The 15050-nt window shown below is 60.5% G+C and carries 16 protein-coding genes; 11 read left to right on the forward strand and 5 right to left on the reverse strand.

The features are described 5' to 3' along the window. Window positions 1–42: 42 nt before the first annotated feature. The 4 genes from A6U86_RS09185 to A6U86_RS09200 are packed head-to-tail and all read left to right on the forward strand — an operon-like array spanning window position 43 to window position 4033. Window positions 43–375, forward strand: a complete 333-nt coding sequence (locus A6U86_RS09185) for a hypothetical protein (RefSeq protein ID WP_068389718.1) — start codon at window positions 43–45, stop codon at window positions 373–375. Further along, the gene (locus tag A6U86_RS09190) at window positions 365–1417 is read left to right on the forward strand and encodes a GTP-binding protein (protein WP_068389445.1); all 1053 of its coding nucleotides are present in this window, start codon (window positions 365–367) and stop codon (window positions 1415–1417) included. Before A6U86_RS09185 ends, A6U86_RS09190 begins: the two co-directional genes overlap by 11 nt. A 16-nt stretch (window positions 1418–1433) precedes the next feature. Continuing rightward, window positions 1434–2672 carry a PotD/PotF family extracellular solute-binding protein gene (locus A6U86_RS09195; protein ID WP_068389449.1) on the forward strand — a complete coding sequence of 413 codons (1239 nt, stop codon included), beginning with the start codon at window positions 1434–1436 and terminating at the stop codon, window positions 2670–2672. Then, a complete protein-coding gene (locus A6U86_RS09200; RefSeq protein ID WP_068389461.1) occupies window positions 2669–4033 on the forward strand; it encodes an amidase in 1365 nt (454 codons plus the stop codon). Before A6U86_RS09195 ends, A6U86_RS09200 begins: the two co-directional genes overlap by 4 nt. Before the next feature lie 80 nt (window positions 4034–4113). Here A6U86_RS09200 and A6U86_RS09205 read toward each other — a convergent pair whose 3' ends face one another. Together A6U86_RS09205 and A6U86_RS09210 are read right to left on the reverse strand one after the other, a co-directional pair. Continuing rightward, the gene (locus A6U86_RS09205; protein WP_068389465.1) at window positions 4114–4320 is read right to left on the reverse strand and encodes a cold-shock protein; all 207 of its coding nucleotides are present in this window, start codon (window positions 4318–4320) and stop codon (window positions 4114–4116) included. 315 nt (window positions 4321–4635) lie between these two features. After that, window positions 4636–5070 carry a PACE efflux transporter gene (locus A6U86_RS09210; protein ID WP_068389468.1) on the reverse strand — a complete coding sequence of 145 codons (435 nt, stop codon included), beginning with the start codon at window positions 5068–5070 and terminating at the stop codon, window positions 4636–4638. An 83-nt stretch (window positions 5071–5153) separates the two neighbouring features. Between A6U86_RS09210 and A6U86_RS09215 the strand changes: the two genes are divergently transcribed. Continuing rightward, the gene (locus A6U86_RS09215; protein WP_068389471.1) at window positions 5154–6059 is read left to right on the forward strand and encodes a LysR family transcriptional regulator; all 906 of its coding nucleotides are present in this window, start codon (window positions 5154–5156) and stop codon (window positions 6057–6059) included. Window positions 6060–6106: 47 nt separating this feature from the next. Here A6U86_RS09215 and A6U86_RS09220 read toward each other — a convergent pair whose 3' ends face one another. The 3 genes from A6U86_RS09220 to A6U86_RS09230 are packed head-to-tail and all read right to left on the reverse strand — an operon-like array spanning window position 6107 to window position 8962. Continuing rightward, entirely contained in the window at window positions 6107–7090 is a 984-nt protein-coding gene (locus A6U86_RS09220) for an aldo/keto reductase (protein ID WP_068389475.1), read from the reverse strand. Further along, window positions 7087–7962: an amidohydrolase gene (locus A6U86_RS09225; RefSeq protein ID WP_068389479.1), complete on the reverse strand. Its 876-nt coding sequence runs from the start codon at window positions 7960–7962 to the stop codon at window positions 7087–7089. Before A6U86_RS09225 ends, A6U86_RS09220 begins: the two co-directional genes overlap by 4 nt. Before the next feature lie 13 nt (window positions 7963–7975). Next, window positions 7976–8962, reverse strand: coding sequence for an aldo/keto reductase (locus A6U86_RS09230; protein ID WP_068389482.1), 987 nt, complete (start codon window positions 8960–8962; stop codon window positions 7976–7978). Window positions 8963–9109: 147 nt separating this feature from the next. On the opposite strand from A6U86_RS09230, the gene A6U86_RS09235 reads away from it, so the two are divergent. From A6U86_RS09235 to larA, 6 genes are all read left to right on the forward strand, one after another. Continuing rightward, window positions 9110–10321 (forward strand): ABC transporter substrate-binding protein, encoded by a 1212-nt coding sequence (locus A6U86_RS09235; RefSeq protein WP_068389485.1) that lies wholly within the window; start codon window positions 9110–9112, stop codon window positions 10319–10321. 97 nt (window positions 10322–10418) lie between these two features. After that, a complete protein-coding gene (locus tag A6U86_RS09240) occupies window positions 10419–11288 on the forward strand; it encodes a branched-chain amino acid ABC transporter permease (RefSeq protein WP_068389487.1) in 870 nt (289 codons plus the stop codon). Between the two features lie 18 nt (window positions 11289–11306). Beyond that, window positions 11307–12314 (forward strand): branched-chain amino acid ABC transporter permease, encoded by a 1008-nt coding sequence (locus A6U86_RS09245; RefSeq protein WP_068389490.1) that lies wholly within the window; start codon window positions 11307–11309, stop codon window positions 12312–12314. Next, window positions 12311–13033: an ABC transporter ATP-binding protein gene (locus tag A6U86_RS09250; protein WP_068389493.1), complete on the forward strand. Its 723-nt coding sequence runs from the start codon at window positions 12311–12313 to the stop codon at window positions 13031–13033. Before A6U86_RS09245 ends, A6U86_RS09250 begins: the two co-directional genes overlap by 4 nt. Further along, window positions 13030–13764, forward strand: a complete 735-nt coding sequence (locus tag A6U86_RS09255; RefSeq protein ID WP_068389494.1) for an ABC transporter ATP-binding protein — start codon at window positions 13030–13032, stop codon at window positions 13762–13764. The genes A6U86_RS09250 and A6U86_RS09255 overlap by 4 nt, the downstream gene beginning before the upstream one ends. After that, the gene (larA, locus tag A6U86_RS09260; RefSeq protein ID WP_068389497.1) at window positions 13761–15047 is read left to right on the forward strand and encodes a nickel-dependent lactate racemase; all 1287 of its coding nucleotides are present in this window, start codon (window positions 13761–13763) and stop codon (window positions 15045–15047) included. Before A6U86_RS09255 ends, larA begins: the two co-directional genes overlap by 4 nt. Window positions 15048–15050 lie beyond the last annotated feature (3 nt).

The following is a 15050-nucleotide window of genomic DNA, read 5'->3' on the forward strand; positions in this document are numbered from 1 at the left end:
AGTCTGGACAGGGCCAAGCCGTTTTCGGAAGGAATGACCATCATGTGCTCACTGTGCGGTGTTCTCGGTGGCAATGAGCATTGGACCGATGCGGCGGCCCGGCCGGGCGTTTTCACACGCAATCACGCCAGCCCGGAGCGGCGGCGTGAACGCGCCGAACGGGTGCGCGCCGCCAACGAAATGCTTTCCGCCTTCGGGCTCATTCTCTCCGATTGGCAGGGTACGTCATTCGTCCTGTCGACGAGAACGGGCAAAAGCGAGATCATAGAGGATCTGGGTCATCTCTGGCCGGCGGCTGAAAAGCTCGTCGGCCGGCCGTGTGATCCCCTTGATGTCGCGTTCATTTCAAGAATGGAGGCACGTCATGGTGATTGAGCCAGACGGCTTTCTGCCGGTCAATCTTCTCACGGGCTTCCTTGGCTCCGGCAAGACGACGCTCCTGAAGCGGATACTTGCGGATCCGGCATTTGCCGATACGGCCGTGCTGATCAACGAATTCGGCGAGATCGGGCTCGATCACGACCTTGTCGAAAGCGTCGATGGCGAGATGGTGCTTCTCCGGTCGGGCTGCGTTTGCTGCACGGTGCGCGGTGAGCTCGCCGCGGCACTCAAGGACCTCTATTCCAAACGCGAGCGCGGATTGTTGCCGCCGTTCCGCCGCGTCATCATCGAAAGCACGGGCCTTGCCGATCCGTTCCCGGTCTTGTCCACGATCAAGGCCGACCCAGTGCTTCGGCACCATTTCCGCGCCGGCAACGTGATCACGACTGTCGATGCCGTCAACGGAGTGCGCCAGCTCGATACCTATATCGAATCCAACCGGCAGGCGGCGGTTGCCGACCGGCTCGTCATCACCAAGGCCGATCTCGCTGATGATCGTGCAACACAGGCTGTTGAGGCGCGGCTTCGCACCTTGAACCCCGATGCACTGCTCGTGATGGCAACCGACGCCGATCTTGATTTGTCGTCATTGGCCGACATGCGCGGCAACTCCTCGCCAGGCAACAATCTGTCGCCGAGCGGCTTCTACTGCGAAGAGCCGTTGCAGCTGGTTTCGGCTGACGGAGTGCCCTATCAAACAACAATTTCCTCCATTGCGCTGAGGGTCGACCGTCCGGTTGACTGGACCGCATTCGGCCTTTGGCTGACCATGCTTCTCAATCGTCATGGGGATCGGGTGTTGCGCGTGAAGGGCATCCTCAATCTCAAGGGCGAGGAGCGTCCCGTCGCGGTGCATGGGGTTCAACATCTGGTTCACCCGCCGGTGCATATGGAGGCTTGGCCTTCCGAAGATCGCGCCTCGCGTCTGGTCTTCATTCTGGATGGGCTGGATGGCGCGCTATTGAAACGGTCTTTCGAAGCCTTCACACTGGCTCGCATGCCGCCTGCCGTCTCATCCTTGGCAGCGGCGCAATAGGATAGTCGATCCGTTCATGAACAAGCATCAATCGATAGCGAAAACCGCGCCTGCTCCAGCACTGCATCTGGAAGGGCGGCCGCGCCTGCGCATTCTCGGCACCGCGATCTCGCTACTGGAGGAGCTGCGGCTGCGGGCGGAGCAGGACCTTGGGATCGACGTGACGTTCGACAACAATGACTTCCTGACGACGCAGTACAAGGCGGCGCGGGAACCGGAAACCTACGATATTTACGATCAGTGCTTTCACAATCTCGATATCGTCTGGCATTGGCGCGCCATCCAGCCGATCGACACGCAGCGCATAGTGCTGTGGGACGAGGTCAACGATCTGACCAAGACCGGCCATATCGGACCCAATCCGCGGCTGGGGCTCGGTGATGTGCCGGCGCGCAAGCTCTTCGTTCAGCCCAATCTCGCCTTGGGCGATACGCCGTCGCGTTTCATTTCCATGCTGCCGACCACGCATAATTTCGACAGCTTCGCCTATCGGAGCGACCTGGCGAAGAATGATGTCGGCATGCATTCCTGGAGCGCCCTTTTCGACGAGAGATGGGCCGGCCGCGTGGCACTGGTCGACGAGCCCGCCATCGGCATATTCGATGCGGCACTCGCCGCACAGGCAGCCGGCCTGATGTCCTTCGATGATCTCGGCAACATGTCGGTGCAGGAGATCGATCAGCTGATCGATCTTCTCGAAGAGCGCAAGAAGGCCGGGTTCTTCCGTGGGTTCTGGAAGACCGCCGAAGACGCCGCGCGGCTGATGATCGCCGGGGAGACCAGCGTTCAAAGCATGTGGTCGCCGGGCATTGGTATCCTGAATTCCAAGGGCGTCCCGGTCGAGCAGGCCGTGCCCGCAGAGGGCTATCGCGCCTGGCATGGCGGCCTATGCCTGTCGAAACATCTCAACGGTCGCCTTCTGGATGTGGCTTACGACTATCTGAACTGGTGGATATCGGGCTGGCCGGGCGCCGTCGTCGCACGGCAGGGCTATTACATCTCGACGCCGCAACGCTCACGTCAGTTCATGACCCCGGCGGAATGGGGATATTGGTATGATGGAACAGCAGCAACGCAAGACCTGCCAGGCCCGGATGGGCAGACCAGGATAAGGGCGGGCTCGATGCGCAGCGGCGGCTCCTATTGGCAGCGCGCCAATTGCATTGCTGTCTGGAATACGACAATGGATGAGCACAATTATCTTGTGCGCCGCTGGATGCAGCTTGTCGGCGGCAGAGGAGAACAGGGCCTATGACACAGACACATCTCGGCAAATCGATCGCGCAACTGTCAGTCTTGATCCAGTCCGGCTCCCTTGATCCCGTCACGCTTATCGAAGAGACCCTGGATGCGATCCGCGCCCATGAGGATCAAGCGATCTTCACGAGGCTACTGGAGGACCGTGCAAAAGAAGAGGCCGCTGCTTCGTCGAAGCGGCTGCGGGATGGGCGGTCACGCGGGCTGCTCGACGGCATTCCCGTCGCCTGGAAAGATTTGTTCGCCATCGCCGGCCTACCGACTACGGCAGGCTCGATCGTCCTGGCGGACGCCGCGCCCGCGCAGGAGGATGCGGATGTCGTCAAGGCGCTGCATGCTGCGGGCATGATTGCCGTCGGCCGGGTCAATATGAGCGAGTTTGCCTTTTCCGGTCTTGGCCTTAACCCGCATTACGGCACGCCGCTCAATCCACGGGCGTCCGACGTCGCCCGGATACCGGGCGGCTCTTCCTCCGGTTCCGCTGTCGCCGTTGCCGCTGGCTTGGTGCCGGTATCGATCGGCACCGACACCGGCGGCTCCGTACGCATTCCCTCGGCTTTCAACGGCCTTGTCGGGTACAAGGCGAGCCGTGGCCGCTACAGCATGGGCGGCGTCTTTCCTTTGGCGACCAGCCTCGATTCGCTTGGTCCCTTGTGCCGCAGCGTTCAGGATGCCGTCTGGGTCGATGCGGCAATGCGGGGCCGTTTGGTCCCCGAGGTCATCCGGGGAAGTCCTATGGGGCTTTCGGTCGTCGTTCCGGCAAACCTCGTCATGGACGATGTCGAGGATGGCGTGATGCAAGCTTTCGAAGCCGCAATTGCACGGCTGAGCGCAGCGGGGGTGACGGTGCGCCGTGCTGCTTTCCCGGCCTTTGACGCGCTCTTTCAGGTGATGGCCGAGCATGGGCCGCTGGTGACCGCAGAGGCTTTCGCGCTCCATCATCGCCGGCTGGCGGGGTCTGAGGCTGAACGCATGGATCAGCGCGTCGTTGCCCGCACGCGCCTTGGCGAGAAGATTACCCTGGTCGGCTATCTTGAGATTCTGAAGGTGCGGGAGCAACTGATAAGAGACGTGGCGGGCATGCTGGGACCGAATGAGTTTGTGGCCTATCCAAGCGTTGCCCACGTGGCTCCCGCGCTTGCGCCGCTGGAGGCGGATGACGAGCTGTTCGTCAAGGTGAACTTCAAGACGCTGCGCAACACGCTGATCGGCAATTTCCTCGATTGGTGCGGCGTATCCCTGCCCTGCGGCACCGGCGATGCCGGCATGCCGGTCGGGCTGCTGCTGTCGGCTCCCAAGAATCAGGATGAGCGATTGTTGGCAGCGGCTTTGGCTCTGGAAGGCATTGTCGCCGAATAGGGCTGAGCGGCCAGCCGCTTCAAACGAAAAAGGCCGGATCAAATCCGGCCTTTCGAAATATCACTGCACTCGAAGCTCTATCAAGCCTGCAGGTTGTCAGCAGACATCTTGCCGGACTTGCGGTCCTTGACGAGTTCGTAGGAGATCTTCTGGCCATCGTTCAAGCCACGCATGCCGGCTCTCTCTACTGCGGAGATGTGGACGAAAACATCCGTGCTGCCGTCATCTGGTTGGATGAAACCAAATCCTTTCGTTGCATTGAACCATTTTACGGTGCCGGTAGCCATGTTGTCTTCCTTTAATCATTGACTTTGTCGTGACGAGCGCGACGAGCTCGCCCTCAGCAGCAGCAGAGATAGACGGCTCTTGACCGTTAGGAAAGAAGAATTTCAGTTCAATGACATTCTGATTTGTACTTTGCCGGCTTCAGACAATCAGAATGCGAGTGTGGTCATTGGAAATGGAGGTGCCTGCAGCGGGCACTCGCCAAGGCCGACCTCTCCTAGGCTAAATGGAAATGCCCCGGCGTCTAAATCAGGCACCGGGGCATTCCGCGCATTAGAATGGGAATTAGCGTTGCGATATTCGCGAACGAAGCATCTTCACGATGCCTGCGGTGCCGGCAGCATTCCGATGGGGAAAGCACGGTCATAGGCGATGTTGAAGAAGAAGGCATATACCAGGTAGAACGCGACGATTGCGATATCCATCGCGAGTGCCGTCATCAGGCTGATGCCGAGATACCAGGCGATGAATGGAATGAGCACCACGATCAAACCGGCCTCGAACAGGGCGGTGTGGGCGATGCGGATGGGTATGGTCTTCTGCACGCTGCCTCTGAGTTGCATCATGGCCCTGTCGAAACCAATGTTGAAAACGAAATTCCACACCGTTGCCGCCGTGGCGGAGATAATGCCGACAATGCCCATATGTTCGAGGGGCTGGTCGAATAGCAAAGCGGCGCCAGGTGTAAAGATTGCCAGGCCGATAAGTTCGAACATGACCGCGTGTCGGACGCGGTCCTTAAAGCTACGCATTTCACTTCCTCTGTTGTTGTCGACCTCACTCCTATCTGATATTGGCGTTAGATAAAGTTAGATACTATCTGGAATATTGATAGATGACGGTTTCGCTCGAGCAATTGGAGGCTTTCGCCACCGCCGCGGATGCAGGCTCATTTTCGGCCGCCGCCCGGCATCTGCGCAAAGCGCAGTCTGCGGTAAGCCTGCTCGTCTGCTCATTGGAGGACGATCTCGGGATCAAGCTCTTCAGCAGAGCAACACGAAATCCGACATTGACCGAAGCGGGCAAGCGGCTGCTTCCCGAAGCCAAATTGCTTCTCGACCGACGCGAACATCTGATCGGTGTGGCGCGAAGCTTCGAAGAACATGTCGAGACGAGGCTTGTGGTCGCGATCGACGAACTTTACCCGGAGCCTTCAACGGGAGCGCTGTTTGCAGCCTTTGCCGAGCGTTTCCCGCATGTCGAACTGGAGTTGCTGTTCCCCGCGACCAAGGATGTCGTCGGACTGGTTCTCGGCGGCAAGGCCGATCTCGGTGTCATGTGGCGCGAAGAGGATCTCCCGCCGATGTTGGGTTTCCACACCATTGGCTGGGTTCCCCTCATCCTGGTCTGTGGCCGCGATCATCCTTTGGCGCAGTCGCCGGTTACATGGGAAGAGCTCAAGCGTCACCGCCAGATCATGGTGACCAAGCGAAGCGATGGCGCGGAAAAGCATCGCCTGCGGGTTGCCGCCGAGGTCTGGTGGGTCGAAAGCCATTGGGTCATCCTGCAGATTTTGCAGCAGGGTGTCGGGTGGTCGCTGATCCCGGCACACATCCTCGAAAACTCTCCCTTGGCTTCCAAACTGGCGACGCCACTGCTCCAGTTCGACGAAGGTACGCATCCGGTGCCGCTTGAACTGGTCTGGCACAAGCAACGGCCCGCCGGGCCGGCGGTGAAGTGGCTTCGCGAACAGTTTGCGGCAAGTGGGATCGACTATCGCAAAGCGATACCCGACCCCTGAGGTGGACGGCGTTGCGGCCATCCACCTCGAGAAGCGTTTGGCGGCTTCTAAACCACCGCCTCGTCCAGCTCCGTCCAGAAGCTCTCGGGAATCGCCGTTTTTGCCCAGGCCAGATTTTGCTCAATGCGCTCGACGCGGCTCATGCCGAGCACCGCCGCAGAGACGAGGGGATTGCGGAACGGAAACTGGATCGCCGCCGCCTGCAACGGAACATTGTGGCGCTTGCAGATTGCCTCGATCTTCTTTGCCCTTTCGACGATCTCAGGCGGAGGTGCGCCATAGTCGTAGGTTGCCGCCGAGCTGCCGGTGCCCGTTGCCAGAATGCCGGAGTTGAAGACGCCGACGGCCACGATCTCCACACCCTGCTTTTGCGCTTCCGGCAAGAGATCCGCCTCGGCGCTGCGATCGAGAAGCGTATAGCGGCCGGCCATCATGACGGCATCAAGGGAGCAAGCCTTGATGAACCGTGTCGCGACATCGCTCTCGTTGACACCAACGCCGATGGCCTTGATGTGGCCGGCCTTGCGCAAGTCGTCGAGTGCGCGGTAGCAGCCCTCGATGGCTTCGTTGAATCGCCGCTCATAGGCATCGCCATGCGTGAAACGGTCTACATCGTGGATGTAGACCAGATCGAAGTCGGCTATTCCAAGCCGGCTTGCCGATTGCTCCAGCGACCGCATTGTGCCGGCATAAGTATAGTCGAACACCGGCTTTAGACGGAGCGGTGACGCCCAGAGCCCATAGTCGACGGTCTCTCCATAAGGCGGCACCATATAGCGGCCGGCCTTGGTGGAAACGGTGACTGTCTTGCGATCGATGGTTCGAAGGAAACGGCCGAGGCGCAATTCGCTCAGGCCGTGCCCATAAAGGGGCGCGGTATCGAAGTAACGCATCCCACCTTCATACGCCTTGTCGAGAACGTCGGCCGCCTGCGCTTCCGTTACGTCACGATAAAGCGTGCCGATGCCGCTCGCGCCAAAACCGAGGCGCGAGGCAAAGCCGATACGGCTCCCCGAGGAATCGCTGGTCATGCAGCTCTCTCCTGGAATCCCGGCAACCGATAGGCTTCGATGGCGTTCAGCCCGAAGATCTTCCTTCTCTCGGCATCGGTCAGATCCTTGATGCACTCCTGCAGGACCTCGACCACCCTGTCATAGCTTGCAGCGACAAGGCAGACCGGCCAGTCAGTGCCGAACATGCAGCGATCGGTTCCGAAGACCTCAAGCACTTCGTGCACATAGGGTTTCAGATCATCGGAGGTCCATGTCTGCCAATTGGCCTCCGTGACCATGCCCGACAGTTTGCACCAGACATGATCGCGCTGGCCGCGAAATTTGCGGATCAAACCGGCCCATTCCTCAAAGCCGTTGTTGCGGATCTCCGGCTTGGAAATATGATCCAGCACGAAGCGCGTATCGGGAAATGCTTCGACTGTGCTGATGCATGACGGCAGTTGCGGCAGGTTCGGCACGAGATCGTAGACAAGGCCCGCCTCTGCAACAGCACCAAGGCCTTTCTTGACATCAGGGCGCAGCAGCCAGTTCGGATCGCTCTCCGTCTGGATCAGATGCCGGACGCCGACAAGCCATTTGCCATAGGGTGATGCCTGCAGGTCGGCGAGTGTCTGGGCGAGCTTGTCGTCGGTCAGATCAACCCAGCCGAGGACGCCGGCGACGAAGTCGGTCTCGCCGGCGGTTTTTATGAAATCCCAGGTCTCGCCGAGATCGTTCCATGTCTGGACGAGGACCGTCCCCGTGATGCCGTTCTTCTCAAGGCTTGGCCTGAGATCAGCCGGCTCGAAGATCCTGTTGAGCGGCTCGAAGGGGCCGCTCAGCCAGCCATAATCGCCGCCGCTGGCGGGATCCCAGAAGTGATGGTGGGAATCGATGATTGGACTTGTCATGGATCAAATTCTCCTACCAGCGCTGATGCACATATTGCTTGATGTAGGTGTCGTAGATCGACTTGATCTCCCGCATCGCGCCTGCGGAAATTGCCGGAAGGCTTGCGGCTTCGGCGTTCGAACTGGCCTGCTGGGGATTGCGGGCGCCGGGAATGGCAACGGTGACGGCATCGAACATCAGGATCCAGCGAAGGGCAAATTTCGCCATGGTGGTGTCGCTCGACACCAGCGGCCGCACCCTCTCCACGGCTTCCAGGCCGACCTCGTAAGGCACGCCCGAGAAGGTCTCGCCGACATCGAAGGCCTCGCCATTGCGGTTGAACAGGCGATGATCGTTGGCTTCGAACTTGCTGTCCTTCTTGAACTTGCCGGAGAGCAGCCCGCTTGCGAGCGGTACGCGAGCGATGATCGCGACCTTCTTTTCCTCGGCCTGCTTGAAGAAATGTTCGATCGGGCGCTGGCGGAAGGCATTGAAGATGATCTGCACGCTGACGACGCCGGGATATTCTATCGCCTTCAGAGCTTCCTCGATCCGCTCGACGCTGACGCCGTAATTGCGGATCTTGCCCTGATCCACCAGGCGGTCGAGGCGCTCGAACACTTCAGGGTGATAGTAGAGGTCGGTTGGCGGGCAATGCAGCTGCACCAGATCGAGGCAATCCGTCTCGAGGTTCTTGAGGCTGCGTTCGATCCAGTCGTTGAGATTTTCGCTGCTGTACCCTTCGACCGATTGCGCGGGAAGGCGTCGGCCAGCCTTTGTAGCGATATACGGGCGCTCACCGCCCCGCTCCCGCATGACCTTCGCAATCAGGCGCTCTGAATGGCCGTCGCCATAAACGTCGGCCGTATCGATGAAGGTAACACCCGTATCAAGTGCTGCATGAAGCGCGGCCAGCGCCTCTTCGTCATTGACTTCACCCCAGGCGGCGCCAATGGCCCAGGCGCCGAAACCGATTTCGCTCACCTTGCGGCCGGTCCGGCCGAATTCCCTCGTTCGCATCTCTCACTCCCTCGTTTGCTATAGCCGGCACCGCCGGTTTTCGTCCGGTTGGACTTGCTTGACATTCACAGTCGATCTAATTATCAGAAAACAGGGTTGTACGACAACCCGGTAAGTACGCAAAATCTACACTGGGAGGATGGGATCGTGCGATCAGCGATATTGGGAGGCATTTCTCTAGCGCTTGGCCTCGGCGCGTCTGCGCATCTGGCGCTGGCGGAAGACACAATCAAGATCGGCGTCGTCGCCGCCGAATCGGGCGCTTTCGTCTCGGCGGGCCATACGCTGCCCGCAGGTGTCGGGCTTGCGGTGAAGGAGATCAACGACGCCGGCGGCGTCAAGGTCGGTGACAAGACCTACAAGATCGAGCTGCTGAAGCGCGACGACCGCACAGACATTTCGACGGCGATCGCGGCAACGCAGGAACTGGTGCGCGACGACAAGGTCGTGGCCATCTTCGGCTCTGAAACGCATGACTTCACGCTTGCGATGACCAAGATCACGCAGCCTGCGAAAGTGCTGCAGATCGCCGGCAACAGCACGCTTGCAAAAATCCTGAACCCACAGTCCGTCGCGCCTGGCGGCGAGGATCATTATCTCTTCCAGTCCGAGCCGCAGGAATTCCAGCGCTCCGGCTCGACCGCCCGCGGTGTGTTGAGCCTGCTCACGCCGCTGGTCGGCCACCCGTTGAAGAAATCCGTCGTCATCGTCGGCAACGACGCGACGGGACAGTTCCTGACGTCCTACTACGTCAAGGCTTTGAAAGCCGAGGGCCAGGAAGTGCCCGAAGTCATCTCCTATCCGCCTGACACGACCGACTTCTCGCCATTCCTGACGCGCGCCAAGAGCCTCAATCCGGATGTGGTGCACTTCTGGTACAATGGCGACTCGACCCTTGCCGCTCTGCCGCAGGCTTTGGAACTCGGTGTTGCCCCGAGCTACTTCCTGTTCGGTGTCGATCCCGGCATCTGGAAGCAGCGTGGTCTCAGCGCCGATGTTCCGGTCGCCATGAGCTGCGTGCCGATCTGCTGGGGTGAATCCTCGAATGCCAACGCGAAGACCTATTTCAAGAACTACTTCGCAGCCGGCGCGCCCCAGGGTGTGACCTCTTCGGTCTCCTTGCTCTACTACGACTACGTCCACATGCTGGCCGAAGCCTGGGAGAAGGCCGGTTCGCTTGATCCGGATAAGACGGTCGCGGCCATGGAGACGATCCACCACAAGGGTGTAGTTTCCGACGACCTTTCCTTCAACAAGAGCCATCAGGTGACCCACGCCACGGAAGTCTGCGCGGCGGCACCTGGCGGCGACATCTCCTGCGCCATGCAGCAGCCACCCGCTGAGGCGCCTGCTGAGTAAACTGCCAATGCACTCCCGCCGGTGAGAGGTCACCGGCGGGAGTTTCGTCACAGAAACGGACGGGCATGCAAGGCCTGCGCAACAGCGAGACAGAGCTGTGGACATTCTCTTTCAGCAAATCCTCAACGGTCTATCGATCGCAAGCGTCATTACGCTTATCGCCGTTGGGGTCACCTTGATCTTCGGGCTGACCGGCATCATCAATTTCGCGCATGGCGAATTCCTGATGGTGGGCAGCATCGTGACGTGGCTTGCGGTGCAGGCAGGGCTCGGGTTTTTCATCGCACTTGTGCTGGCCGTCGTCGCTGTCGGAGCCATGGGGTTCGTTCTCGAGCGCGGGCTCTTCCGCTTCACGCTCACGCGACCGACCAATGGCTTCATCGTCTCGCTCGGCCTGATCGTCGTGCTGCAGCACATCGTCATTTTCTTCTACGACCCGAACCAGAAAAGCATTCCGCGTCCGCTGGCGGGCATCTGGAGTGTCGGAGGCGTGCGCATCGCCTCGGTTCGCGTCATGGTCATTCTCGTCACGATCGCTGTGGTCGCGCTGACCTTCGCCATGGTAACCCGCAGCCGCTATGGCCGCGCGCTTCGCGCCGCGGTCGATGATCGCGACACAGCTGCGCTCATGGGTATTCCGGTGCGCCGCTATATCACCGGTGTCTTCGTTCTCGGCAGCGCGCTTGCGGGGCTTGGCGGCGCCCTGCTGATCGCTCTCTTCCCCATCACACCATTCACCGGCGGCACAATGGTCATGAAGGGCTTTGCCGTGGCGCTCATCGGCGGCCTCGGAAACCTGACGGGTGCGGTTGTCGCCGGCCTCATCCTCGGCATCGTCGAGGGCTTCAGCGCCGGCTACGGCTTTTCCGAATGGACTGATGCCTACTCCTTCGCCTTGATGATCCTGGTGCTGCTCTTCCGCCCGAACGGTCTCTTCGGCGGCACGAGCGGCCCAAAGATGGCCTGAGGCACGAAAGACAAGATCATGAACAATTCGCTTTCGCCCTTTCGTTCCCTCATCCCGGCCCTGATCGTACTTGCGCTGCTGGCGCTGATGCCTGTTCTCGGCCCCAGCAACCGAATGCTGTCGCTTGCCATTTCCGCCGGCATCAACATCGTCGCCCTTTACGGCCTTTCGGTCCTTTTCGGGCAGACCGGTATTCTCTCGATGGGCCATGCAGCGCTCGTCGGTGTGGGAGCTTACGCAGCGGCCATCTTTGCACGTGACGCCGGTATCGGCTTCTGGGTAGCGCTTCCGCTCGGCGGGATCTTCGCCGCGATCGCAGCCGTCGTCATCGGCATACCGTCGCTACGCGTCAGCGGCCACCACTTCGTCATCATGACCTTTGCCTTCGGGCAGTTGCTGACGATCGTCTTGACCAATGGCGGTGATTATACCGGGGCAGCAACGGGTCTCGACCTGCAGCTACCAGTCAATGTCTTCGGCACGCGCGCCGACGATCTCCTGCCCTATTATTTCATCGTGCTGGCTTTCGTGACGCTGAGTGCGGTCGCGAGCTGGGCCATCATAAACTCGCGCTATGGCCGGACACTTCGCGCGATCCGTGAGAACGAGAAGCTTGCAGCTTCGCTCGGCATCAATATCGGTCGTCACAAGATCGGCGCCTTCGTCGTCAGCGGCGTCTTTGCGGGCGTATCGGGCGTCCTGCTCGCCTACTTCCTGCGCCATATCTCGCCCACCCAGTTTGCCTCCTTCCCGAGTATCTATCTGGCGCTCATGGTCATGATCGGCGGGGCAAGGCTGCTGCTTGGTCCGATTGCCGGCGGCATCCTCGTTTCCTTCCTTCCGGAGGTGCTCAATCTCGACCCGGTCGAATCCCGCATTCTCTATGGCGTCTGCCTGATCGCGGTAATCCTGCTCCTGCCGAACGGCCTGATTGCCGGCCTCATCGATGGCTGGCAGCGACTTCTTCGCGGTTCGGGTCGAAAGCAGGCCGTGAGCGGCAACCATGCATCGGAGGCTGGCCGATGAACGCCATTCTCGATATCAAGGGCCTGAAGAAGCAGTTCGGCGGTCTGACAGCCCTTTCGGGCGTCGACATTTCGATCGAGGAAGGCGAGATCCTTGGGATCGTCGGTCCGAACGGCTCCGGCAAGACGACGCTCTTCAACGTCATCACCGGCGTGTACAAGCCGACGGATGGCAAGGTCAGCTGGCGCGGCCGCGATATTACCAGCCTCGCCGCCCACGAAATATCCGGCGCCGGCATCGGCTATACGTTTCAGCAGGCGATGGCTTTTCCCGGCCTGAGCGTGCACGAGAATGTTCAGATCGCCTGCGAGCACGCCCGCAATACCGGCCGCCCCTACCCTTGGACGACACCGGCCGCCCTGCTCGCTTTCGTTGGTCTCACCGCGCTGGCGGACGAAAGAGCCGGCGTGCTGCCCTTCGGCAGCCTGCGCCTTCTCGGCATTGCGCTTGCACTGGCCACACGCCCGTCGCTCATCCTGCTCGACGAACCCGCGGCCGGCCTCAACGACAAGGAGACTGCGACGCTGGTCGGTCTCGTCAAACAGTTTCCCGGCCATGGCATCAGCGTCTGCGTCATCGATCACGACATGAAGCTGATGCAGATGCTCTGCAAGCGCCTCGTGGTTCTCGACTTCGGCTCGAAGATCGCGGACGGGCCGACACAGGCCGTGCTTGCGGATCCTAAAGTCCTGGAAGTCTACCTGGGAGGCGCGCTGTGAGCCTGTTGACTGTATCGAATGTCACCACGGGATATGGCGCAACGGTCGTCAACCGCGAGGTTTCGCTGACGCTCGACGAAGGCGAGGTGATCACCATTCTTGGCCCCAACGGCGCTGGAAAATCGACGCTGCTGCGCACCATCGTCGGCCTCGTCAAGCCGAGGGCCGGAAGCGTCACGTTCGCAGGCGAAGATCTGACGGGCCGCACGCCGGATATCATGGCCAAGCGCGGCGTGGTGCTGGTGCCGGAGGGACGGCGCATCTTCGCCGACATGACGGTGGAGGAAAATCTTCGCCTCGGCGCCTATGCGCGCCGCGATGCCGATGCGGTCGAAGTCGACGTGAAGACGATGGAGACCTTTTTTCCCATCCTTGCGGCAAAGCGCCAGCAGAAGGGCGGCTCGCTCAGCGGCGGCCAGCAGCAGATGCTCGCTATTGCTCGTGGCCTGATGGCACGACCGCGCGTTCTGCTTCTCGATGAGCCGTCGCTCGGCCTCTCGCCATTGCTCGTCAAGGAGATCCGGGCAATCATCCTCGATATCGGTAGGACTTTCGGCGCTTCGGTGCTGCTTGTCGAGCAGAATGCCGGGCTGGCGCTATCCGTCGCAACGCGGGGCTATCTCATGCAGAATGGCCGTATCGCAACCTCAGGCCCCATCGAGGAGCTGAAGAACATGTCCCTCATGCGCGAGCTTTATCTCGGCGGTGTTGCGGAGCAGGTGTCACCATGAGTGCAATTGCGCTTTCCTACGGCCGCGGCCATCTCGACATCACCCTTCCGGCCGCAGCGCAGCCGACGCTGATCCGCAAACAGGCACTGCCGAAGCTTGGAGATCCCCGCGCTTCGATCGTTGCAGCCCTGGAGCACCCGATCGGTTCAGTGCCGCTTGCGGAACTGGCCAGGGGAAGGACGAGTGCCTGCATCCTGATCTGCGACATCACGCGCCCCGTGCCGAACGGGTTGTTCCTGCGCCCGATGATCGAAACCATGATCGCCTCCGGCATCGCAAAGGATAAAATCTCGGTGCTTGTCGCAACCGGCCTGCACCGACCGAACCTTGACGAGGAGCTTGCCGAACTCGTCGGCGACCCCTGGGTGCTCGCGAATGTGAGGGTGGAGAACCATTACGCCCGGGACGAGGCTGCCCATATCGATCTCGGCTTCACGAAAACTCGCCATACGCCAGTAAAGCTCGACCGGCTCTTCGTGGAGGCCGACCTGCGCATTGCGACCGGTCTTGTCGAGCCGCATTTCATGGCTGGCTGGTCTGGCGGCCGCAAGGTGATCGCGCCCGGTGTCGCCCACCATGAGACCATCCGCACCTTCCATTCCGCCCGTTTCATGGAAGACCCGCTGGCCGTACAGTGCAACCTCGTCGGCAATCCGCTGCATGAGGAACAGCTGGAGATCGTCCGCATGCTGGGCGATGTCTACGCGCTGAATACCGTTCTGGACGAGGAGCGGGATCTTGTCTGTGTCACCTTCGGCGAGATCATCGCCAGCCATCAGGCCGCGGTCGATTTCGTCAGCGCGGCCACCAGTATTGCGTTTCCTCGCAAATTCTCCACGGTCGTCACATCCTCCGCCGGCTATCCGCTCGACAAGACCTATTATCAGACGATCAAGGGCATGGTGACGCCGCTCGATATTTTGAAGCCCGGCGGCACACTGATCATTGCATCCCAATGCTCGGAAGGCTTCGGCTCGGAGGAGTTTCGCGAGGCGCAGTCAAGACTGGTCGAACTGGGTCCCGAACGCTTCCTTGCAACGCTGATGGCCAAGAGCCTTGCCGAGATCGACGAATGGCAGACGGAGATGCAGCTGAAGTCCATGCGGCTCGGCAAGGTCGAGCTCTATACGACCGGCCTTAGCGGTGATGATCGCCGGCTAACGGGCGTGGACATGATCGACGATCTCACCGGTGCCATAGAGCGCAGCATTGCCAGAAGCGGCGATCCCCACGTCGCCATCATTCCGGAGGGACCCTATGTCGTGCCTCGCTTTGCCGCCTGAGCA

This window comes from Rhizobium sp. AC27/96 (genome assembly GCF_001692325.1).
Lineage (GTDB): Bacteria > Pseudomonadota > Alphaproteobacteria > Rhizobiales > Rhizobiaceae > Rhizobium.

Excerpts from the sequence above, each read along its gene's own strand:
- larA (WP_068389497.1), top strand. The coding sequence starts at position 13,761 with ATGAGTGCAATTGCGCTTTCCTACGGCCGCGGCCATCTCGACATCACC.
- A6U86_RS09185 (WP_068389718.1), top strand. The coding sequence starts at position 43 with ATGTGCTCACTGTGCGGTGTTCTCGGTGGCAATGAGCATTGGACCGAT.
- A6U86_RS09245 (WP_068389490.1), top strand. The coding sequence starts at position 11,307 with ATGAACAATTCGCTTTCGCCCTTTCGTTCCCTCATCCCGGCCCTGATC.
- A6U86_RS09250 (WP_068389493.1), top strand. The coding sequence starts at position 12,311 with ATGAACGCCATTCTCGATATCAAGGGCCTGAAGAAGCAGTTCGGCGGT.
- A6U86_RS09200 (WP_068389461.1), top strand. The coding sequence starts at position 2,669 with ATGACACAGACACATCTCGGCAAATCGATCGCGCAACTGTCAGTCTTG.
- A6U86_RS09230 (WP_068389482.1), bottom strand. The coding sequence starts at position 8,962 with ATGCGAACGAGGGAATTCGGCCGGACCGGCCGCAAGGTGAGCGAAATC.
- A6U86_RS09210 (WP_068389468.1), bottom strand. The coding sequence starts at position 5,070 with ATGCGTAGCTTTAAGGACCGCGTCCGACACGCGGTCATGTTCGAACTT.
- A6U86_RS09190 (WP_068389445.1), top strand. The coding sequence starts at position 365 with ATGGTGATTGAGCCAGACGGCTTTCTGCCGGTCAATCTTCTCACGGGC.
- A6U86_RS09215 (WP_068389471.1), top strand. The coding sequence starts at position 5,154 with ATGACGGTTTCGCTCGAGCAATTGGAGGCTTTCGCCACCGCCGCGGAT.
- A6U86_RS09205 (WP_068389465.1), bottom strand. The coding sequence starts at position 4,320 with ATGGCTACCGGCACCGTAAAATGGTTCAATGCAACGAAAGGATTTGGT.
- A6U86_RS09195 (WP_068389449.1), top strand. The coding sequence starts at position 1,434 with ATGAACAAGCATCAATCGATAGCGAAAACCGCGCCTGCTCCAGCACTG.
- A6U86_RS09225 (WP_068389479.1), bottom strand. The coding sequence starts at position 7,962 with ATGACAAGTCCAATCATCGATTCCCACCATCACTTCTGGGATCCCGCC.
- A6U86_RS09220 (WP_068389475.1), bottom strand. The coding sequence starts at position 7,090 with ATGACCAGCGATTCCTCGGGGAGCCGTATCGGCTTTGCCTCGCGCCTC.